Origin of the sequence: Arenibacter sp. F20364 (assembly GCF_023015905.1) — a bacterium.
Lineage (GTDB): Bacteria > Bacteroidota > Bacteroidia > Flavobacteriales > Flavobacteriaceae > Arenibacter.
In genome coordinates this window covers 1-15779 of sequence record NZ_JALKBD010000056.1, presented here as the reverse complement: position 1 = coordinate 15779, position 15779 = coordinate 1, and the positions used below count along the sequence as shown (strand labels likewise).

Genomic DNA, 15779 nt, shown 5'->3' with positions numbered 1-15779 from the left:
AAAACGCTTAACACATTTTTTTTGTATTATTGAAAGATCTTTCAAAGTGGCACTGTTTGACCGAAACAGGTGGCACCATCACTCCGAAATAGCCATGGCGACATATTCTTGGTTTCAGAACAAGAAATGAATAAAAGTACGAGTGAGCAAAAGACTAAATTTTTCATAATATTATTAATTTGGGTTATTGATATATCTATGCGATATATTCAGTTTTATATTGCGTTCGCCATCCTTCTCGTTCAATTCCAAAATTGCCCTACGGTCATCTGATAATGAAAATTTGGGCATAACGTAAACAAACCGCACCATTTTACCCTCTGCAATTTTTGAAGGCAGATGCTGCTTGTAAATAGGTTCTTGATACAAACTCTGTAAAGATTTCTTTTTCCCTTTTTGTCGAGTCTCGATGGAGAGGTTCAAGAAATTTAAATCGTAATCCAATGTAGAATTATTCTCAATCTGAATAACGAAGTAGAGTTCTTCTTTATCAAAAACAACATTTTCAACATTCAAGACAATGCCTTGCGTTCGCTTCTTAATCCGACCAATACGTTGGTTTCTGTTAAGAAGATAGGTGCAGAATTTTTGATAATAGTAGGTTCTGTTATCTATTTTGTTTTCAGAAGTTACAACCTGAATCGAATCGGTTACTATTGGTTTTTCATTCCCAATACTATTTGATAATGGAATGAAATAATTGAGCTTTGATAGCTGCTTTTTATATCTTACAATATACGAAAAAATTGCGCCATTTCTATTGACTACCAGTAGATTACTTTCTTTCCCAGGCTTTGCCTGAAGTAATCCGAAATACTGTTCTTTTTCACGATTGTAGGTAAAAACAAAATTATCTGAACCGGTTATACCCTGTCTTATGGGTTCTGGGAAAAATAGTGCGACATTTTTAGTGTCGTTCGCGTAAATTGTGTCTAGTACCGTGCTTGTTTGCGCTTTAGCAAAAGTAGAAATCAATGATATCAATATTAAAAATAGGGTTCTCATAATTTTGGTTTTAGAATTAATTTGTAGTTGTTAAGTACAGTTACCTTTACGCTTCTATTACGACGTCTAAATACCTGTGTAATTCCGCCCACTTGTGGAACAGTCGGAATATTGATATCGCCTATAACATCATCCAAAACTTCAGTAGTAGCTTCCGCCCTGAAATTGTTTTGCACATAGATACCTTCGCTACCATCTAATAAATCGAAAGCTTTAAGTTTGGTTGGATGATGCTTTATGTTTTCAATCTCAATTAAAGCACGATTTGGCTGAAAACTGATAAACCCAAAAACGGGTGTGTTCTTTTGCATCAGCTTACCATTTATAGTTGCCGATTTGATAAGGCGCATTCGTAATCGGGTGTTCGCTTTAACAATCTGGTCGCCATCCACAACCACGTAAATAGTTTCATCTGTATTGCCTATAATGGAAACTTCATTGGGTTTAGGCGAAGCAGCAAAGAACAGTTGATGTTCCAGCCCTAATTCTTTGGCTTCAATTTTTTGTTCTCGCTTTATTTCAGCAGAATCAATTTTCTGGGTATTGTTTTGAACAACTTTCTTTTGTCCAAAATTTTGATATCGTTTTTCCGAATATTGAATTTTACCAGCGTCATAAATACTATCTACAATGCGTTCTTTTTCCCGTTCCGGAAGGTCTGGGTCATAAAAACCCAAGGAATCAATTAGTTTTTCATCATAGATACTGGGTGCATTATTCTCACGCACTTCCTTCAAATCATTAATGGCATCTAATTTAGAATCATATTCCTTTTGATTTTCGTCCAAATCGGGAATCAAGGTCTGTTCAAGGTTTTCATTCTCATTTTCGTCATCGCCCATAACCATCATAGAATAGGAAATCAGGAATATGAAAATCACGACCAATACCGCTGCAAAAACTATTTTATTCTTTTCTACTTTCATAATAGTGGTTTTTAAATGCCGATTATCGGCTCAATTTTCATCGTTTAATTTTTTTAAGGTGTTCTCGAAATAGTTTGTGATTAACAAACCGTGTGGGTTGTTTGGAAAGTTTCTGTCAACAGGAATTAAGTTTCCGCTAGAAACGAGTTCGTAGGTATCTATTATCGAACCTCTATTAATTTCAAAGACGGTAACCGTTCTAAATACGTATGTTCCGTTTTGTTCTTCGATTCGTGAGTCTATGCTCAGTACTTTCTGTACTAGCGAATATTGAAGCAAACGGTTATAGACACCATCCGCTTTTTTCTGTCGATATAGATTGTCCACGGAACTATTACCTAACCAAAGTGCCTTTTCTAAATTACGTTCGTAATTACTGGCATCGATATTATAGAAGTAGTTATGGAACAGGTCTAAATGAGCTAACGCTTCTACCTTGAAGTTTTCTTTTTGGGTTACGAGCTTCAGGGGAATAATACTTCCATCCGTGTTAATGGCAAAGGCACTATTAAGAGCTTCTTTATTCGTCTTAAATGCCATCCAAAGTGAAAAGGTGCTGCATAACATTGCAAAAATGACAACTGCCAACACGATGAATCTGTTCAACTTTAAGACGTTGTATATGTTCTTGTATGGTGTTTTCATAGTTTTATTTTTAATCTGCCTTAGGCAGTAAACAATCTGAGGGTAAATGATGTGGCACGTTTATACAATTTGAACTTTAGGAAGACAATGAAAAATACCGACCCTAACTGTACAACAGGTGCAAAAAAGCCCTGACCAACATCTGTCCCAAATAGGTTCGTCCAGAAATTTGTATTGATTTCGGTGTAGAGTGCATTTACAAATACATTAACCAAAAAGAAGGCTGGTACTAACATATAGACCGCAGCGTATAATTTAAAAAAGGTATAGGCAAGCGAACGGAATTTTTCAAAAACCGCGAGACTAATGACCAGCGGAAAAAAGGCCTGCATTATACCCAATAAAAAATAACGTTCTGCGAGGAATAGCGGGTAGATAAACAAGTCCAAAATCCAGAGGATAAGGCTTATGATAAATGCAAAGATTTTAAATCCATAGAGTGGCGTAACCAGAGCTTCGTACAATAATGCCATTGCTGCCTGAGCGGCCTCTAAAAAATTAATTTCCTCTTCGATAGGAATATCCTGCATCTGTAAAGGCAATAAGGCGGGTGCTGTACCACGATATTGGGCTTCAATAGAAACCAAGATGCCATCAAAGAAGCCAAGTACTTGTGTCGAGAATATGACTAGAATAACTATTGCAAAATTCTTCATCAATTCCCCAGGACTCAATCCCCAAGTGTAACCATCCTTATCCGCAATACCTTCATTATATTTCTTTAGGATATTGACCAGAAAGAACAATACAGCAAGCGTTTTCATTCCTGCAATGGTATATTGCGAAAAGCTGCTATTCTGTATGGTTTGAAATACCGCATCAACGTATTCCAGTCCAATCCCTAAAAGTATGGCTGCGGTCATTATTAGTATTCTGTTTCTCGGTTATTAATTTTGTCCTGCATTTTTCTGAAGGATATAATATCCTTGTAGCGTTTCGTTTTTGTTTGAATGTTTGAAACCATTTGCTTTGATTCCAGCTCTTTTTCCTTTAAAACTTCAGCACGTTCAGCATCCGACATTTTTAGATTATCGCTAGATAAGATTTCGCCCATAAAGTCAACGGTGTCCAAAGAGTTTTGGACTATGGCATCAAATGATTCCGCAACCCGTGTAACTTCCTCGGGTTTGATGTAAGGCGAGTTTAAAATATCCTGTAAGTCGTTTTGCATTACATTGATAAGGCGTTGATTGTTGGCTGCTATTTCTTCAACTGCCCTAAGTTGTTGGACAACACTTGATACTTTCTCGATTGCCTCTTTCGCATCTTTTAGGAATTTTACAGACTTAATCATTTGAGCTGTCTGCTTACCTGATTCTACAAGTTGCTTTACCAAACTGATAAAATTTGTGTTATCATAAGTTGGCATTCCCTGAGCGGTTGCACCACTAGGCAATAAAATGGCAATCGTGAAGATTAGCCCGAATACGAATGTTTTGATTTTTGTCTTCATAATATTATGTTTTAGATGTGAATTGAATTATTGCTTTTTCCATATTATGATGCTCGTTGTAGAGCTTCATTATTTCCTCGTTTTCTTGTCCATCAGTTAGGTATGCTGCATATACTTCCTTTGGAACTTCAAGCCGAAAAATGTTGCTTTCCTTTCCTATTTTGATAAACATTTCGGTGTATTTCCGTGGACCAGAAAGATTATTCTTAATGGATTTTAATTGGTTCAGGTCGTGGCTTGATAGATTGAGTCTTTTGACTAATTCATCATAGCCTTTTTCATTGTTGAGGCTATAGACAACTTGCGTATTTTCTATTATGCTGGCTGATGTTGAATTATTGGGAAGCTGATTAATGGATTGAAGAATAATCCCAATCGCACCATTCTGTTTACGAATGGCTTGATAGTAGAATTCAACACTTTCCAGTACGTTTTCGAACTTCAGTTGCTTTGCAAACTCATCGAAAAGGATAATGCCTTTTTCAGCTCTGTTTTTCCAAATCGTTCTTTGGATGGCTGACTTAATCAGCTTCAACATAACGGACAGGATTTCCTTGTTATCCTTTACTTCATCCAGCTCAAAAACAATCAATCGTTTGTCTTCGATTTTATAGGTCTGGTCTTCACTTACTTCAAAAAGGAAGCTGTATAGACCATCGCCGACATATTCGGACATTACGTGCAAGAAGCTTGTAATATTGAAGTAGTCGGGATGGATTTTTAAGGTGTCCAGAAGGTCTTTCTGATTCCTCTCTATAAAGTTGTAGAAACCATCCAAGGAATGATTTTCTGAAGTGTTATTGTAATAATGTCGCAATATTTTTTTGACCGAAACCGATTGTGCTTTGGTCACTTTTAAATCTGAAGCAAACAATTCAAACAGGAAAACGGACAAGTCTTCCAAACGTTCTGGTGTTAGGTCATTTTTATCACTTATATAAAAAGGATTGATACCTAAGTTTTTGCCACTTTCATAGCGAAGCACAGTATATTTTTTGGGATAGAGTTTGGCAAATTTGGTGTAGGATCCACCAAGGTCAATTATGACCAGGCGGACACCACTTTCAAAATACTGGCGTAGAATGTTGTTTGCCAAAAAGGACTTGCCTTCGCCAGTAGGTGCAAAAATGGCAAAGTTTCGTGCCTTAATGCGCTTCTTGCGTTCGTCCCATACATCTTTAAGAACAGGAACATTATGTTCTCTATCATTAAAGATGATTCCGGTAGTATCAGAATTATAATTGGTGTTATTTATAAACAGGCATAAAGCATGTTTTAAATCGGTAACATATAAATCGTTATTTGAAAAGTTGGAAGAAAAACAGCAGTAACTATTTAGAATATAATTCTTGCGTTCTTCACCTCTAGTATAGTATGGAATGATGTCCAGTTCCTTGAATTCAGTTTTGATTTTTGAACCAATTCTGTCTAGCTCTCGGGCTTCCCGAGCCCAATAGATAATGTTTAAGTGACCACGAATAATACGGGCATTATCATCCGCATTGATTTGGTCTAGTATGTGCTGAATTTTACCGAGGACTACTTTATTCTGCGAACCAAAGTTGGAACTTTTATTAAGTTTTTCAATTTTCTTATCCAGTAGCTTGCGCCACTTCTGTTTGTCATCCAGATAAAGGATTTGATTGACAATATGATTTTCATTAAGCGTAAGCCCTAGACCATCAATAAACCCTTGATGAAATACAAAATCGTCAGAAGTGAATTTCTCATTGGTCTTGCTACTCTGTACACTTTCGCCAAAGCACAGTTCGCTATTGATAGCCAGGGCATCAAAATGGTTTTCGCCAATATTGACGCTTTTTTTATCTAATATGATATCGGTGTCAAATCCATCATTAAAACCGTTGAAATATCCATTTGTGAGTTGCTGAATCTCTTCCGCTTTAAGCGAAATAAACTTCATTTTTCGGCTATTATTTATAAAGGAAACTGAATCACTAACAGCCCCGATGAAGCTCTTAACATTGTCATCCAATTGTTGAACAATTCCTTTGGAAACTTTACGAAAAGGATTGACATATTTAGAATTATTCAGCGCTTTGTTTTTAGTAAGTGTAAAGAATAAAAAGCAACGATGTTCCATATACTCACGCCCTTTAAAGTGGTCGTGTGTTGCTTTTTCCAAAAACGTTGTATTTGGAAGTGCTTCTGAAGTGTATGTCTTTTTAAGGTAGATATCCTGTTTTTGGACTACCGTACCAATAGGCAATGATTTCAAGGCCTGAAACCAAGCACCGTGTATGTCTTCGAAGTCTTTTTCGGAAAGGGAATAAATTTCTGGTAGCGTTCCTTCATAGCAAAGGACGACATTACCATTATTGGCAAATATGATATTATCTTGAATATCTGTAATTGGTTGATATGCTGAAAGATTAATCTTGTTCATAATCGAAGCCCGAGTTTCTTTTGTTACTTATTATTCTTGGGAAGGCTTTAGCCATCTGAAAGATTTGTGGGTTATGTGTTATTCTCGTGAGAGCTACATATAAAGCAGCATTAAAAACGAGTATGCCGATGATTATCCCGAAGCTGAAAGAGAAGATGATGATGAGTAGCGAAGCTAAAATGGAAACCATCATTAGCGCAAACAGGGAAATAGGCAGCCCAAAAATGACCGCCCTTTTCCTAATGTTTTTATAGACCTCGTATTTCTTCATACAGCTATTCTAATAAAGCCTTCGATGAGGGTTCATTTATACTACGATGCCTATTAGGTATGTGAAGATGCCGACAACTGCGCCAGCAATCAAAACAAACACAAGCACTCTGGTAATCCCTTTTTTAAGGTCTGCATTTTCCCCAAAGAAATGCCCTGCATTAAACAGAAAGCCAACTAGGAAAATGACACCCAATAAAATTGGAAAAATGGTTCTGATGGTGTCGCCAACATCATTAACTGAATCTTCTATGCCACCAATTTGAGCGAAAAGTGAAGTGGATAAGAGCGAAAGAACTGATGCTAAATAGTGTGATTTTTTCATAATAAAATTGTTTAGATTTTCGTGTTGTTTTCGTTGTTAGAAATTTACATATATTTGTTTATAAATAACTGATAATCAAATATTTGTGAATAAAATATTATTTGAAATCAATTGAATTTAATTGTTATTATTTGGCATCAAATTCTATGAATTTTTGTAGAGAAGTTGTTGATAACCCGAAAATTAAAAATGAAAAAAGTGCTCAAAAACGTCAGTTTTGTCTTTTTGCTTCTAAAAATGTGTATCGTTTTTGGACAAGAAAAGAGTGCTCAAAAACGAATTATAATTGACGTTGGACACGGTGGAAAAGATACTGGTGCAATAGGTATAAATAAAGTTCAAGAAAAGGATGTTGTATTGGATATTGCGAATGCCATTTTGAAGCTAAATAATGAATTAGATATGCCTCTGGATATTTATTTAACCAGATATAGTGATACACTAATTTCACTATTGGATAGAACCAAGCTGGCCAAAGCTCTAAAAGTTGATTTGTTTGTCTCTCTACATTGTAATCATTCAGATAATCCAGATGCAAGAGGGATAGAAGTTTATGCTTCACAAAAGGAAACAAATTATTCTAAAGAATCTATTTATATAGGTTATCAATTTGAAAAAGCACTTTGCAAAGCTATAGGATATGAAAGTAGAGGTGTTAAGTTTGCGAACTTTCAGGTGTTGCGTGAAACTATTGACTATTGTACTTCGGTTCTTTTGGAACTGGGTTTTTTGAGTAATAGGGATGAAAGCAGTTATATTTCTGCTTCTAAGAATATCAAATTAATTGCCTTAGCCATTTTATTATCTATTAAAAACTAATACTATTATGAAAGATATATTTTTAGAGTTGACAAAAAGTTTAAAAGCTATTGTACTACAATTTATTGCAGAAGTAGTTTTATTATATAAGTCTTTTAGAAACTAGACTACTGCCATTTGTTTCTAGCAGTTCTATTAATCAAATAATTGCTATATTAAATATTATATATTTAAGTGTTTGCTTAAATAATAAAATAATGTAACTTTGCTTTATGGACAATAATTCTTGCATAAGACAACAAGCCGATTTAGAACAAATTAATCGTTGCAAAGACACGGTTTCGGAATTAAACGAATCGTTCGACTATTTGGCGAATGGACTTTCATTAGTTGGGAATAGCGTAAGACTTAAAATACTATACCTACTCTTTGAAGAAGATAGGCTTTGCGTTTGTGATTTAAGTGATATTCTTGGAATGAATATTTCGGCCATTTCCCAGCATTTGAGAAAAATGAAAGACCGAAATCTATTAGAAACCGATAGAGAAGCCCAAACGATTTATTACTCATTGACCGCTGAATATGAAAAACTACTCAATCCGTTTTTCGCAATACTTGATAAGAACAAAGTTTTAGAAGCAATATGAAAAGTGAAAATAAATTAATTGGAGCAGGCTTGCTAACTGCAATTACAGCTTCCTTATGCTGTATTACGCCTGTTTTGGCTCTTATCGCAGGAACAAGTGGGATTGCTTCAACATTCTCTTGGATAGAACCTTTTAGACCTTACCTAATCGGGCTTACAATTTTAGTTCTTTGTTTTGCCTGGTATCAAATGCTAAAGCCTAAAAAGGAAATCGATTGTGAATGTGAGACAGACGAAAAACCAAAATTCACACAGTCCAAAACTTTTTTAGGAATTATAACTGTATTTGCAATAGTAATGTTGGCATTTCCATACTATTCAGGAATTTTTTACCCAGACACGGCAAAACACATTATCGTAGTAGATAAATCGGATATTAAAACAACTGAATTTAAAATTAGTGGAATGACCTGTGCGGGTTGTGAGGAACACGTAAACCACGAAGTAAATAAACTCAGCGGAATCGTGAGCTCAAAAGCATCATACGAAAGTGGAAATGCAATCATTGAATTTGATAAAACCAAGACCAATGAAGCGGAAATTGAGAAAGCAATTAATTCTACAGGTTATAACGTGACCGACAAAAAAGAAAAATAATGGAAACTATATTGACATCTGAAATAACTTGCCCAAACTGCGGACATAAAAAAGTAGAAGAAATGCCAACGGAATCCTGTCAATTCTTTTATGAATGTGAGAGTTGCAAAACGGTTCTAAAACCAAATGAAGGAGATTGTTGTGTTTATTGTTCTTACGGAACTGTGCCTTGTCCGCCGATTCAAGAAAACAAAAGTTGTTGCTGAAAAGACAATACTCTAAAAAATGATATATTAGGAAAATGCAAACGGAAGAAGAAATCCTAAAAATAAAAAAAGTAAAAAACACCGCAGTACGAACGGTTGTTCTGCGCCATCTTTTAAGCCTAGAAAAAGCTCAATCATTAAAGGATATTGAAAATGCGCTGCCCTATACGGATAGAAGTTCTATTTTCAGAACACTAAAAACATTTGAGGAAAACAAAGTTATCCACAGCATTGAAGATGGCTCTGGAATGACCAAATATGCAGTTTGTGCGGAAGGCTGTAACTGCGACCCAAAAGATTTGCACTATCATTTTTATTGTACTAACTGCGACAAAACGTTTTGTCTTTTCGACGTTCCTATTCCCAATATTCAACTTCCAAAAAATTTCAAGTTGCAACAAGCAAATATGGTCGTGAAAGGCCTGTGCGACAACTGCAACAGATAATCTTTGCAATCGAGTTGCGGTAAATGCTAAATACATTTGCAATATTCTTAAAAACCAGAATAAGCAAATGAAAAAAGTATTTTTAAACACATTATTTTTAATGTTATCAATTATATCATTCGCACAAACGAGTGATATTTCCATTTCTGTGAGCGATGCCGAAACAGATGGGCCATTATTGGGAGCGACTGTATATTTTGAAGAATTAGAGAAAGGAGCAGTAACAGATTTTGACGGAATTGCCACATTTACAGAAATCCCAAATGGAAACCAAACCGTAAAAATTTCATATGTAGGTTTTAAAACCATTGAAACCACTATTGAGGTTGGCACAAAAAAAGAGTTCTCTTTCAAGCTCGAATCGGGAGGAAATGAATTGGATGAAGTCGTAATACAATCTTCAAGAAGTACACGAACTGTTAGAAAAATACCTACGAGAATAGAATTTATAGGTGCGGAAGAATTAGGCGAAAAAGCAGTAATGAATCCGACTAATATTTCAATGGTGCTTCGTGAAAGTACCGGAATACAAATGCAACAAACCTCGTTAAGTAGTGGAAACACCAATATTAGAATTCAAGGTCTCGATGGACGTTATACACAACTTTTAAGAGACGGATTTCCTTTGTATGGTGGATTTTCAAGTGGTTTGAGTATTTTACAAATTCCGCCTCTAGACCTACAACAATTTGAGATAATAAAAGGAAGTTCTTCTACACTTTATGGAGGAGGGGCTATTGCGGGTTTAATAAATATGGTATCAAAAACACCTGATGAAGAACCATCTTTGGATATTATGCTAACTCAAACACAAGCGTTGGGTAGTACAGCAAATGTCTTTTATAGTAAGCGAAATGAAAAATTTGGAGTTTCATTATACAGTTCTGGTCATTACCAAAAAGCGTATGACCCAGAAGATGATGGTTTCAGCAATCTACCAAAAACAACTTCGTTATCTTTTAACCCCAAATTCTTTTATTATCCTTCAGAAAAAACAACTTTTTGGATAGGTTTAAATGGAACTTATGACGACAGAATTGGTGGAGACATTACAAAAATTGAAAGTGGCGAAAATGGGATTCATCAATATACCGAAGAAAATCTTTCTAAAAGATTGAGCAGTCAGGCTGTTTACGAAACACAGATAGATTCGGTCAGTTCATTGAACATCAAGAATAGCATCTCATTTTTCGATAGAAAACTATCTATTACCGATTTCAGTTTTGACGGCAAACAAACCAATACATTCACAGAAATCAACTATCAAAAGGCATCCAAAAAAACCGATTGGATTTTTGGTGCAAATTTATACACATCTAATTTTGATGAAAATGATAATGCGACATTACAACGAGACCAATCAGACGTTACTTATGGAGCATTTGTAAACAACATTTACGACGTTTCAGATAGTTGGATTTTAGAAACAGGATTAAGAGCAGACTACAATACAGATTTCGGTTTTTTTCCACTTCCAAGAGTTTCCTTGCTTTACAAGAACGACAGCGGATTTTCGAGCAGAATTGGTGGTGGATTAGGTTATAAAATTCCAGATATTTTCACCGAAGAGGCGGAATATATCAGTTTTGAAAATGTACTTGCTATAGATAAATCTGCTTTAAAGGCAGAACGTTCCTATGGTGTCAATTTTGATGTGAATTACCAAACAAGGTTATTCGATGTGGTAGGTTTTAGTGTTAACCAACTCTTCTACGTTTCAGCTATTAACAACGGGCTATTATTAAATTCAACAGACGATGGATTTTTTATGTTTGAAAATGCAACCGATAAAATAATAAGCAAGGGAGCGGAAACCAATATTAAATTTACGTACAAGGATTTTAGATGGTTTTTAAACTATGCACTCATTGATACAAAGCTGAACTATTTGGCAGGAAATCCGCAAAAACCGCTCACAGCAAAACATAATGCAGGTAGCGTTTTAATGTACGAATCTGATAAATGGCGCATAGGTTATGAAACTTTTTACACAGGAAAGCAGTTTTTGTCTAATGGCACAGAAACCACGGATTTTATAACTATGGGATTGCTTTTAATGCGCAATTTCAAATGGGGAACAACCTTTGTAAATTTTGAAAACTTTACAGACAGAAGACAAAGTAGGTTTTCACCTTTGGTTTTGCCACCACACGACAATCCAGAATTTCCAGAAATTTATGCGCCTACGGACGGTTTTATTTTTAGTGTAGGAGTAATTATTAAACCTTTTGGAAACGAAGATGAAGACTAAAATGAACAAAACGGTATTTGAAATTAGCAAGATGGATTGTCCTTCCGAGGAAAACCTAATCCGAATGAAACTGGACGGAATTCCAGAAGTTAAAAACCTTGACTTCGACATCGCTAAACGAAAACTGACCGTTTTTCACAACGGACAGGCAGACCAAATTGAAAAGTCGATTGACGAATTGAAATTAGGAGGAAAGAAAATTTCAACAGAACAAACCCACGAAACGGATTTTGATGAAAAAACAAGCCAAAAAAGGTTACTTTGGATTGTTCTTGCAATTAATTTCGCCTTCTTCATTATTGAAATGACGACAGGACTGATTTCAAAATCAATGGGATTAGTTGCGGATAGTTTGGATATGCTTGCGGATAGTTTTGTTTATGGAATTAGCTTGTTTGCGGTTGGAGGAACGTTGATTAAGAAAAAACGCATTGCAAAATTAGCTGGATATTTTCAAATAACACTTGCAATTATTGGATTTGTGGAAGTGTTGAGAAGATTTTTCGGAGCCGATAGGCTTCCCGATTTTTCGACAATGATTATCGTTTCAATTTTTGCACTTATTGCGAACGGCTTGTGCCTTTATATTTTGCAAAAGTCCAAAAGCAAAGAAGAGGCACATATGAAAGCGAGTATGATTTTTACTTCTAATGATGTCATTATTAATTTAGGGGTTATAACCGCAGGAGTTTTGGTCAATTGGCTAAATTCTAATAAACCTGATTTGATTATCGGAACAATCGTATTTGTCTTGGTAATTCAAGGTGCTTTTAGAATTTTAAAACTTGGTAAGTAATTTATTCTACTTTCTCTTATCGCCAGCACCTTTATCAAAGGCAATTAGATTAAACAGTTCTCGCATTCTGCTGCGAACACGATTGCCATAACGTTCTTCTAATTCTTCAGCATTTAGGTTGGTGGTTGCGTGGGTTTTGATTTTTTGTTTGGTCTCAAGGTATAGCTCATATCGAGATAAAAGTACTTCGCCCATTACGTTCAGGTCTTTACCATAAAAACGTCCGGCGGGTTCAATACCTAAATCATCAAAACAGAAAAATTTAGTATTACCATATTCCTCAATGGTCTTAAAACCAAGATGGTTAAAACTAAAGGTTACGTTCCTACAAGGAATCATTTCATAAGGTCTTTGCATTGGCACAATATATCTCAGCAATTTCATTAAGCTGGTTTTACCACAACCAACTGGTCCGGAAAGTAGGATTCCTTTATCCATATCTATACCAAAGCTTTTGCAATTATCTTTATCCTTAATGAAGTAAGAGCAGAGCTTCAGAAGTATATCTCTATCTTCGTCATAAATCCTGAACTTTTCACCAAAAAGTAGTTTCCCTTTAGCATTCAAATAGATTAATATTTTTGGAAAATCATAAAATATACTTTTGCCATCAAATTTTCCTAGCGAATATTCTACGCCACCTTCGGTAATTTTAGAGGGGTTGTCCATAATCTTTGTTTTTAGTGGTTCGCAAGTTGTCCTTGATTTGGGACGCTTGTTTTTTGTTTGATTCGTTTTTTTCGTCGAATAATTCTGTTCTGTCCATCCAATTTGTGGCTAGAGCTCGCCAATCACGAATTGTTTGCCCATCGCTTGTTTGCCAGTTCCGAGTTTCATAGTGCTCAAAGAACTTTTTCCCCTCATCTGCATCAAAACTATTTTCTTCAAAAAAATCAATAACCGCCTGCCTGCCTTTTGGCTGTTTTATATAGTTTTCTTGTTTAGTATTGTTTGTATTAGATACCAGTACTTGTCCATTTATGGGATGGTGCTGTCCCACAACTGGTTCACGTATGGGATAGTACTGTTCCGCAAGCTGTTCTAATGTGGGATTGTACCGTCCCATATCTGGTTCGTTACTTGTACCAATAATGGACATCTTGATTTTACTGCCTTTATAGGGATTGTTAGATGGGAAATAGGATAAGTAAAGCCACGAGTCCAAATCCGTAACGCAGCGGTGGTATGTGGATTTTGAGCCTATTTTAGCACAACGCATTAAATCTCTACGGTTCACATAAAACTCATCTGCAAAGCGACTACTGTTCCATTCTTGGAACAGCGCCATATACAGACTGATATGGGTAGGATTTAGGCGGTCATCAAAATAGAACTTTTCAAAAGCCGCATTAAGTAGCTTTATATAGTTCATTATTTAGGATTTTGAACCGTGCTCTACACGGTTTGAAGTCATTATATTTTGTATTTCCTCGGCATCGTAGTAGATAATACCACCAACTTTAGTGTAGGGCAAAGTGCCATTGATTCGAAGATTTTGTAAAGTACCTGGACTTACCTGAAGCAAATCCATAACCTCAGAAGATTTGAGGTATCTTTTGAGTTTTCCAGTAGTTTGTTTAGATAATAATTTTTTGATGTCATCGAGCAATTCCATTTTGAATTCCCGAAGGTCGTCTGTTGTAATAATACTTGTCGGCATAATAGAACGGTTTTTAAAGTAAGAGACTATCGCATCGTTGTCAATTAATTTGATAGCCTCTGACCTGATTTGACTTTCGTTCTACAAATTTGAATAGCTTTAATGGATTTTATTCCCCAGTACAACCGTACTACGGTTAAAATTTAACATTTTGAAATTTGATTTGTTTTAGTGCTGTTTTGTAGTGTTTCTGTAATTAAGAGACTCTTAAATTGTATCAAAATTTATGGAAAACAGGTGTGTAATATGATTACCGTAGGTCAACCGTAGTACGGTCTTATTTTAACAAATAAAAGAAGAAACAAACCAATAACTATTCCTCACTTTTGTCCATTTCCGAAAGAAGGGAAGTAGTTAGCTGGTCAAGAAACAATGTCCGGCTATTTTTCCTATTCTTTATGTCCTGATAGGTTTTATAGATTTTCTTTGGGGTAAAGTCGAATACCTCTTGCAAAATTTTAGATAATTTAATAATACTTAGACCTTTTTGTTTTGCAATTCCACTCGCGGATAATGCATAGAGAAGTTCTACCCAATCCGTATTAGTGAATGGCCAAGGAATTTTTTCTGTAGGTTTTATATTCACGCTATTGCCGTTCAATCTGTTTTTAATAGAATGTTTCTTTTGGTCCATATAGTTGATAAGAGAAATATACGCCTTGAACTTTCCCAAAAGCATATCTCGTGGTGTACAAAAATCTGGGTCTTGGAAATAGAATTTGGAAGTAGTAATATGGTAAGTATTAAGATGGGCTCTGGTATAGTAGGCTTTATCGAAGTGAGTTGCCCCGGATTTTACGTACTGGCCGAAGTCAATATTATAAAGGAAAAATCGATTTAATTTGTTAATCTTCTTTTTTACAAATTTTAACTGGGCAGTTCTGTCTGCTTTAGGAAATTGAATTTCGAAAGAATGAATCTCTGAAAAATATATGAGCTTGACCAATGGTATTTGTTTGATTTTCTTGAAGAAGACTATTTCTTTTTCGATACTTTCAAAGTCATTAACCAAAATGTTTCTTTTAAAAACGGTAAGCAAATTTCTACTTAACTCGATGGAACGATAGGATTGTTCCAAAATCGGTAGATTTTCGAGCCTTATCTCGTCTAAAGCTACGAGAAGGTTTTTGCCTAACGTTTCTAAATCCATTTGCAACCATAAATACAGTTAAGCCCAACAATATTTTGGGTATTCTTAGTTTCGGTGGGTTAGTTGTTGTTAGAATTCTTTAGTTAGTAAATGCGTAGAACAGGTACTTTAAAAAGTAGGAGTTTTTACGACAAGGGGCGGCTGGATACTTCGGTTCGTTTTGTGCCACCCATTTCGGATTTATAGTGCCAGGCATTTCGGTTTGATTTGTGCCACTTTTAGGCTGCGGCCGGATCC

General features: G+C 35.5%; 20 protein-coding genes. 8 read left to right on the top strand and 12 right to left on the bottom strand.

The window, feature by feature from the left end:
* Nucleotides 1–174: 174 nt before the first annotated feature.
* Genes MWU84_RS22885 through MWU84_RS22855 form a run of 7 tightly spaced genes read right to left on the bottom strand, consistent with a single transcriptional unit; the run spans nt 175 to nt 6617 of the window.
* Nucleotides 175–1005 (bottom strand): DUF4138 domain-containing protein, encoded by an 831-nt coding sequence (locus tag MWU84_RS22885; RefSeq protein WP_246906230.1) that lies wholly within the window; start codon nt 1003–1005, stop codon nt 175–177.
* Entirely contained in the window at nt 1002–1931 is a 930-nt protein-coding gene (traM, locus tag MWU84_RS22880; RefSeq protein ID WP_246906228.1) for a conjugative transposon protein TraM, read from the bottom strand. Before traM ends, MWU84_RS22885 begins: the two co-directional genes overlap by 4 nt.
* A 30-nt stretch (nt 1932–1961) precedes the next feature.
* On the bottom strand, nt 1962–2576 hold the full coding sequence (locus tag MWU84_RS22875; RefSeq protein WP_246906224.1) for a conjugal transfer protein TraK: 615 nt from the start codon (nt 2574–2576) through the stop codon (nt 1962–1964).
* Between the two features lie 20 nt (nt 2577–2596).
* A complete protein-coding gene (locus tag MWU84_RS22870) occupies nt 2597–3439 on the bottom strand; it encodes a hypothetical protein (RefSeq protein WP_246906222.1) in 843 nt (280 codons plus the stop codon).
* Nucleotides 3440–3441: 2 nt separating this feature from the next.
* Nucleotides 3442–4029 (bottom strand): conjugal transfer protein, encoded by a 588-nt coding sequence (locus tag MWU84_RS22865; RefSeq protein WP_246906218.1) that lies wholly within the window; start codon nt 4027–4029, stop codon nt 3442–3444.
* A 4-nt stretch (nt 4030–4033) separates the two neighbouring features.
* Nucleotides 4034–6436, bottom strand: a complete 2403-nt coding sequence (locus tag MWU84_RS22860) for a TraG family conjugative transposon ATPase (RefSeq protein WP_246906214.1) — start codon at nt 6434–6436, stop codon at nt 4034–4036.
* Entirely contained in the window at nt 6423–6617 is a 195-nt protein-coding gene (locus MWU84_RS22855; protein ID WP_246906232.1) for a hypothetical protein, read from the bottom strand. Before MWU84_RS22855 ends, MWU84_RS22860 begins: the two co-directional genes overlap by 14 nt.
* On the opposite strand from MWU84_RS22855, the gene MWU84_RS24455 reads away from it, so the two are divergent.
* Entirely contained in the window at nt 6565–6690 is a 126-nt protein-coding gene (locus tag MWU84_RS24455) for a hypothetical protein (RefSeq protein ID WP_348647895.1), read from the top strand. The two genes, MWU84_RS22855 and MWU84_RS24455, sit on opposite strands and share 53 nt — an antisense overlap.
* Nucleotides 6691–6743: 53 nt before the next feature.
* On the opposite strand, the gene MWU84_RS22850 is transcribed toward MWU84_RS24455, so the two are convergent.
* Nucleotides 6744–7031 carry a hypothetical protein gene (locus tag MWU84_RS22850; RefSeq protein WP_089369763.1) on the bottom strand — a complete coding sequence of 96 codons (288 nt, stop codon included), beginning with the start codon at nt 7029–7031 and terminating at the stop codon, nt 6744–6746.
* A 189-nt stretch (nt 7032–7220) separates the two neighbouring features.
* On the opposite strand from MWU84_RS22850, the gene MWU84_RS22845 reads away from it, so the two are divergent.
* The 7 genes from MWU84_RS22845 (at nt 7221) to MWU84_RS22815 (ending at nt 12732) form a co-directional block, all read left to right on the top strand.
* Nucleotides 7221–7850 carry an N-acetylmuramoyl-L-alanine amidase gene (locus MWU84_RS22845; protein WP_246906211.1) on the top strand — a complete coding sequence of 210 codons (630 nt, stop codon included), beginning with the start codon at nt 7221–7223 and terminating at the stop codon, nt 7848–7850.
* A 212-nt stretch (nt 7851–8062) separates the two neighbouring features.
* Entirely contained in the window at nt 8063–8437 is a 375-nt protein-coding gene (locus MWU84_RS22840; protein WP_246906207.1) for a metalloregulator ArsR/SmtB family transcription factor, read from the top strand.
* Nucleotides 8434–9033, top strand: coding sequence for a mercuric transport protein MerTP (gene merTP, locus MWU84_RS22835; RefSeq protein WP_073240406.1), 600 nt, complete (start codon nt 8434–8436; stop codon nt 9031–9033). The genes MWU84_RS22840 and merTP overlap by 4 nt, the downstream gene beginning before the upstream one ends.
* Nucleotides 9033–9239, top strand: coding sequence for a GDCCVxC domain-containing (seleno)protein (locus tag MWU84_RS22830; RefSeq protein ID WP_073240407.1), 207 nt, complete (start codon nt 9033–9035; stop codon nt 9237–9239). The genes merTP and MWU84_RS22830 overlap by 1 nt, the downstream gene beginning before the upstream one ends.
* Before the next feature lie 35 nt (nt 9240–9274).
* Entirely contained in the window at nt 9275–9685 is a 411-nt protein-coding gene (locus MWU84_RS22825; RefSeq protein WP_246906203.1) for a transcriptional repressor, read from the top strand.
* A 67-nt stretch (nt 9686–9752) separates the two neighbouring features.
* Entirely contained in the window at nt 9753–11936 is a 2184-nt protein-coding gene (locus tag MWU84_RS22820) for a TonB-dependent receptor (protein ID WP_246906198.1), read from the top strand.
* Nucleotide 11937: 1 nt separating this feature from the next.
* Complete coding sequence (locus MWU84_RS22815; protein ID WP_246906194.1) at nt 11938–12732, top strand: cation transporter; 795 nt, start codon at nt 11938–11940, stop codon at nt 12730–12732.
* A 6-nt stretch (nt 12733–12738) separates the two neighbouring features.
* Here MWU84_RS22815 and MWU84_RS22810 read toward each other — a convergent pair whose 3' ends face one another.
* From MWU84_RS22810 to MWU84_RS22795, 4 genes are all read right to left on the bottom strand, one after another.
* Nucleotides 12739–13401 carry an ATPase gene (locus tag MWU84_RS22810; RefSeq protein ID WP_246906193.1) on the bottom strand — a complete coding sequence of 221 codons (663 nt, stop codon included), beginning with the start codon at nt 13399–13401 and terminating at the stop codon, nt 12739–12741.
* On the bottom strand, nt 13385–14104 hold the full coding sequence (locus MWU84_RS22805; RefSeq protein ID WP_246906190.1) for a hypothetical protein: 720 nt from the start codon (nt 14102–14104) through the stop codon (nt 13385–13387). The genes MWU84_RS22810 and MWU84_RS22805 overlap by 17 nt, the downstream gene beginning before the upstream one ends.
* A 3-nt stretch (nt 14105–14107) precedes the next feature.
* Nucleotides 14108–14392 carry a helix-turn-helix domain-containing protein gene (locus MWU84_RS22800; protein WP_246906187.1) on the bottom strand — a complete coding sequence of 95 codons (285 nt, stop codon included), beginning with the start codon at nt 14390–14392 and terminating at the stop codon, nt 14108–14110.
* 313 nt (nt 14393–14705) lie between these two features.
* A complete protein-coding gene (locus MWU84_RS22795) occupies nt 14706–15542 on the bottom strand; it encodes an RteC domain-containing protein (RefSeq protein ID WP_246906183.1) in 837 nt (278 codons plus the stop codon).
* Nucleotides 15543–15779 lie beyond the last annotated feature (237 nt).

Bases quoted from the DNA above. Each gene is read 5' to 3' on its own strand.
- MWU84_RS22885 (WP_246906230.1), bottom strand. From the start codon at position 1,005: ATGAGAACCCTATTTTTAATATTGATATCATTGATTTCTACTTTTGCT.
- traM (WP_246906228.1), bottom strand. From the start codon at position 1,931: ATGAAAGTAGAAAAGAATAAAATAGTTTTTGCAGCGGTATTGGTCGTG.
- MWU84_RS22875 (WP_246906224.1), bottom strand. From the start codon at position 2,576: ATGAAAACACCATACAAGAACATATACAACGTCTTAAAGTTGAACAGA.
- MWU84_RS22870 (WP_246906222.1), bottom strand. From the start codon at position 3,439: ATGACCGCAGCCATACTTTTAGGGATTGGACTGGAATACGTTGATGCG.
- MWU84_RS22865 (WP_246906218.1), bottom strand. From the start codon at position 4,029: ATGAAGACAAAAATCAAAACATTCGTATTCGGGCTAATCTTCACGATT.
- MWU84_RS22860 (WP_246906214.1), bottom strand. From the start codon at position 6,436: ATGAACAAGATTAATCTTTCAGCATATCAACCAATTACAGATATTCAA.
- MWU84_RS24455 (WP_348647895.1), top strand. From the start codon at position 6,565: ATGATTATCCCGAAGCTGAAAGAGAAGATGATGATGAGTAGCGAAGCT.
- MWU84_RS22850 (WP_089369763.1), bottom strand. From the start codon at position 7,031: ATGAAAAAATCACACTATTTAGCATCAGTTCTTTCGCTCTTATCCACT.
- MWU84_RS22845 (WP_246906211.1), top strand. From the start codon at position 7,221: ATGAAAAAAGTGCTCAAAAACGTCAGTTTTGTCTTTTTGCTTCTAAAA.
- MWU84_RS22840 (WP_246906207.1), top strand. From the start codon at position 8,063: ATGGACAATAATTCTTGCATAAGACAACAAGCCGATTTAGAACAAATT.
- merTP (WP_073240406.1), top strand. From the start codon at position 8,434: ATGAAAAGTGAAAATAAATTAATTGGAGCAGGCTTGCTAACTGCAATT.
- MWU84_RS22830 (WP_073240407.1), top strand. From the start codon at position 9,033: ATGGAAACTATATTGACATCTGAAATAACTTGCCCAAACTGCGGACAT.
- MWU84_RS22825 (WP_246906203.1), top strand. From the start codon at position 9,275: ATGCAAACGGAAGAAGAAATCCTAAAAATAAAAAAAGTAAAAAACACC.
- MWU84_RS22820 (WP_246906198.1), top strand. From the start codon at position 9,753: ATGAAAAAAGTATTTTTAAACACATTATTTTTAATGTTATCAATTATA.
- MWU84_RS22815 (WP_246906194.1), top strand. From the start codon at position 11,938: ATGAACAAAACGGTATTTGAAATTAGCAAGATGGATTGTCCTTCCGAG.
- MWU84_RS22810 (WP_246906193.1), bottom strand. From the start codon at position 13,401: ATGGACAACCCCTCTAAAATTACCGAAGGTGGCGTAGAATATTCGCTA.
- MWU84_RS22805 (WP_246906190.1), bottom strand. From the start codon at position 14,104: ATGAACTATATAAAGCTACTTAATGCGGCTTTTGAAAAGTTCTATTTT.
- MWU84_RS22800 (WP_246906187.1), bottom strand. From the start codon at position 14,392: ATGCCGACAAGTATTATTACAACAGACGACCTTCGGGAATTCAAAATG.
- MWU84_RS22795 (WP_246906183.1), bottom strand. From the start codon at position 15,542: ATGGATTTAGAAACGTTAGGCAAAAACCTTCTCGTAGCTTTAGACGAG.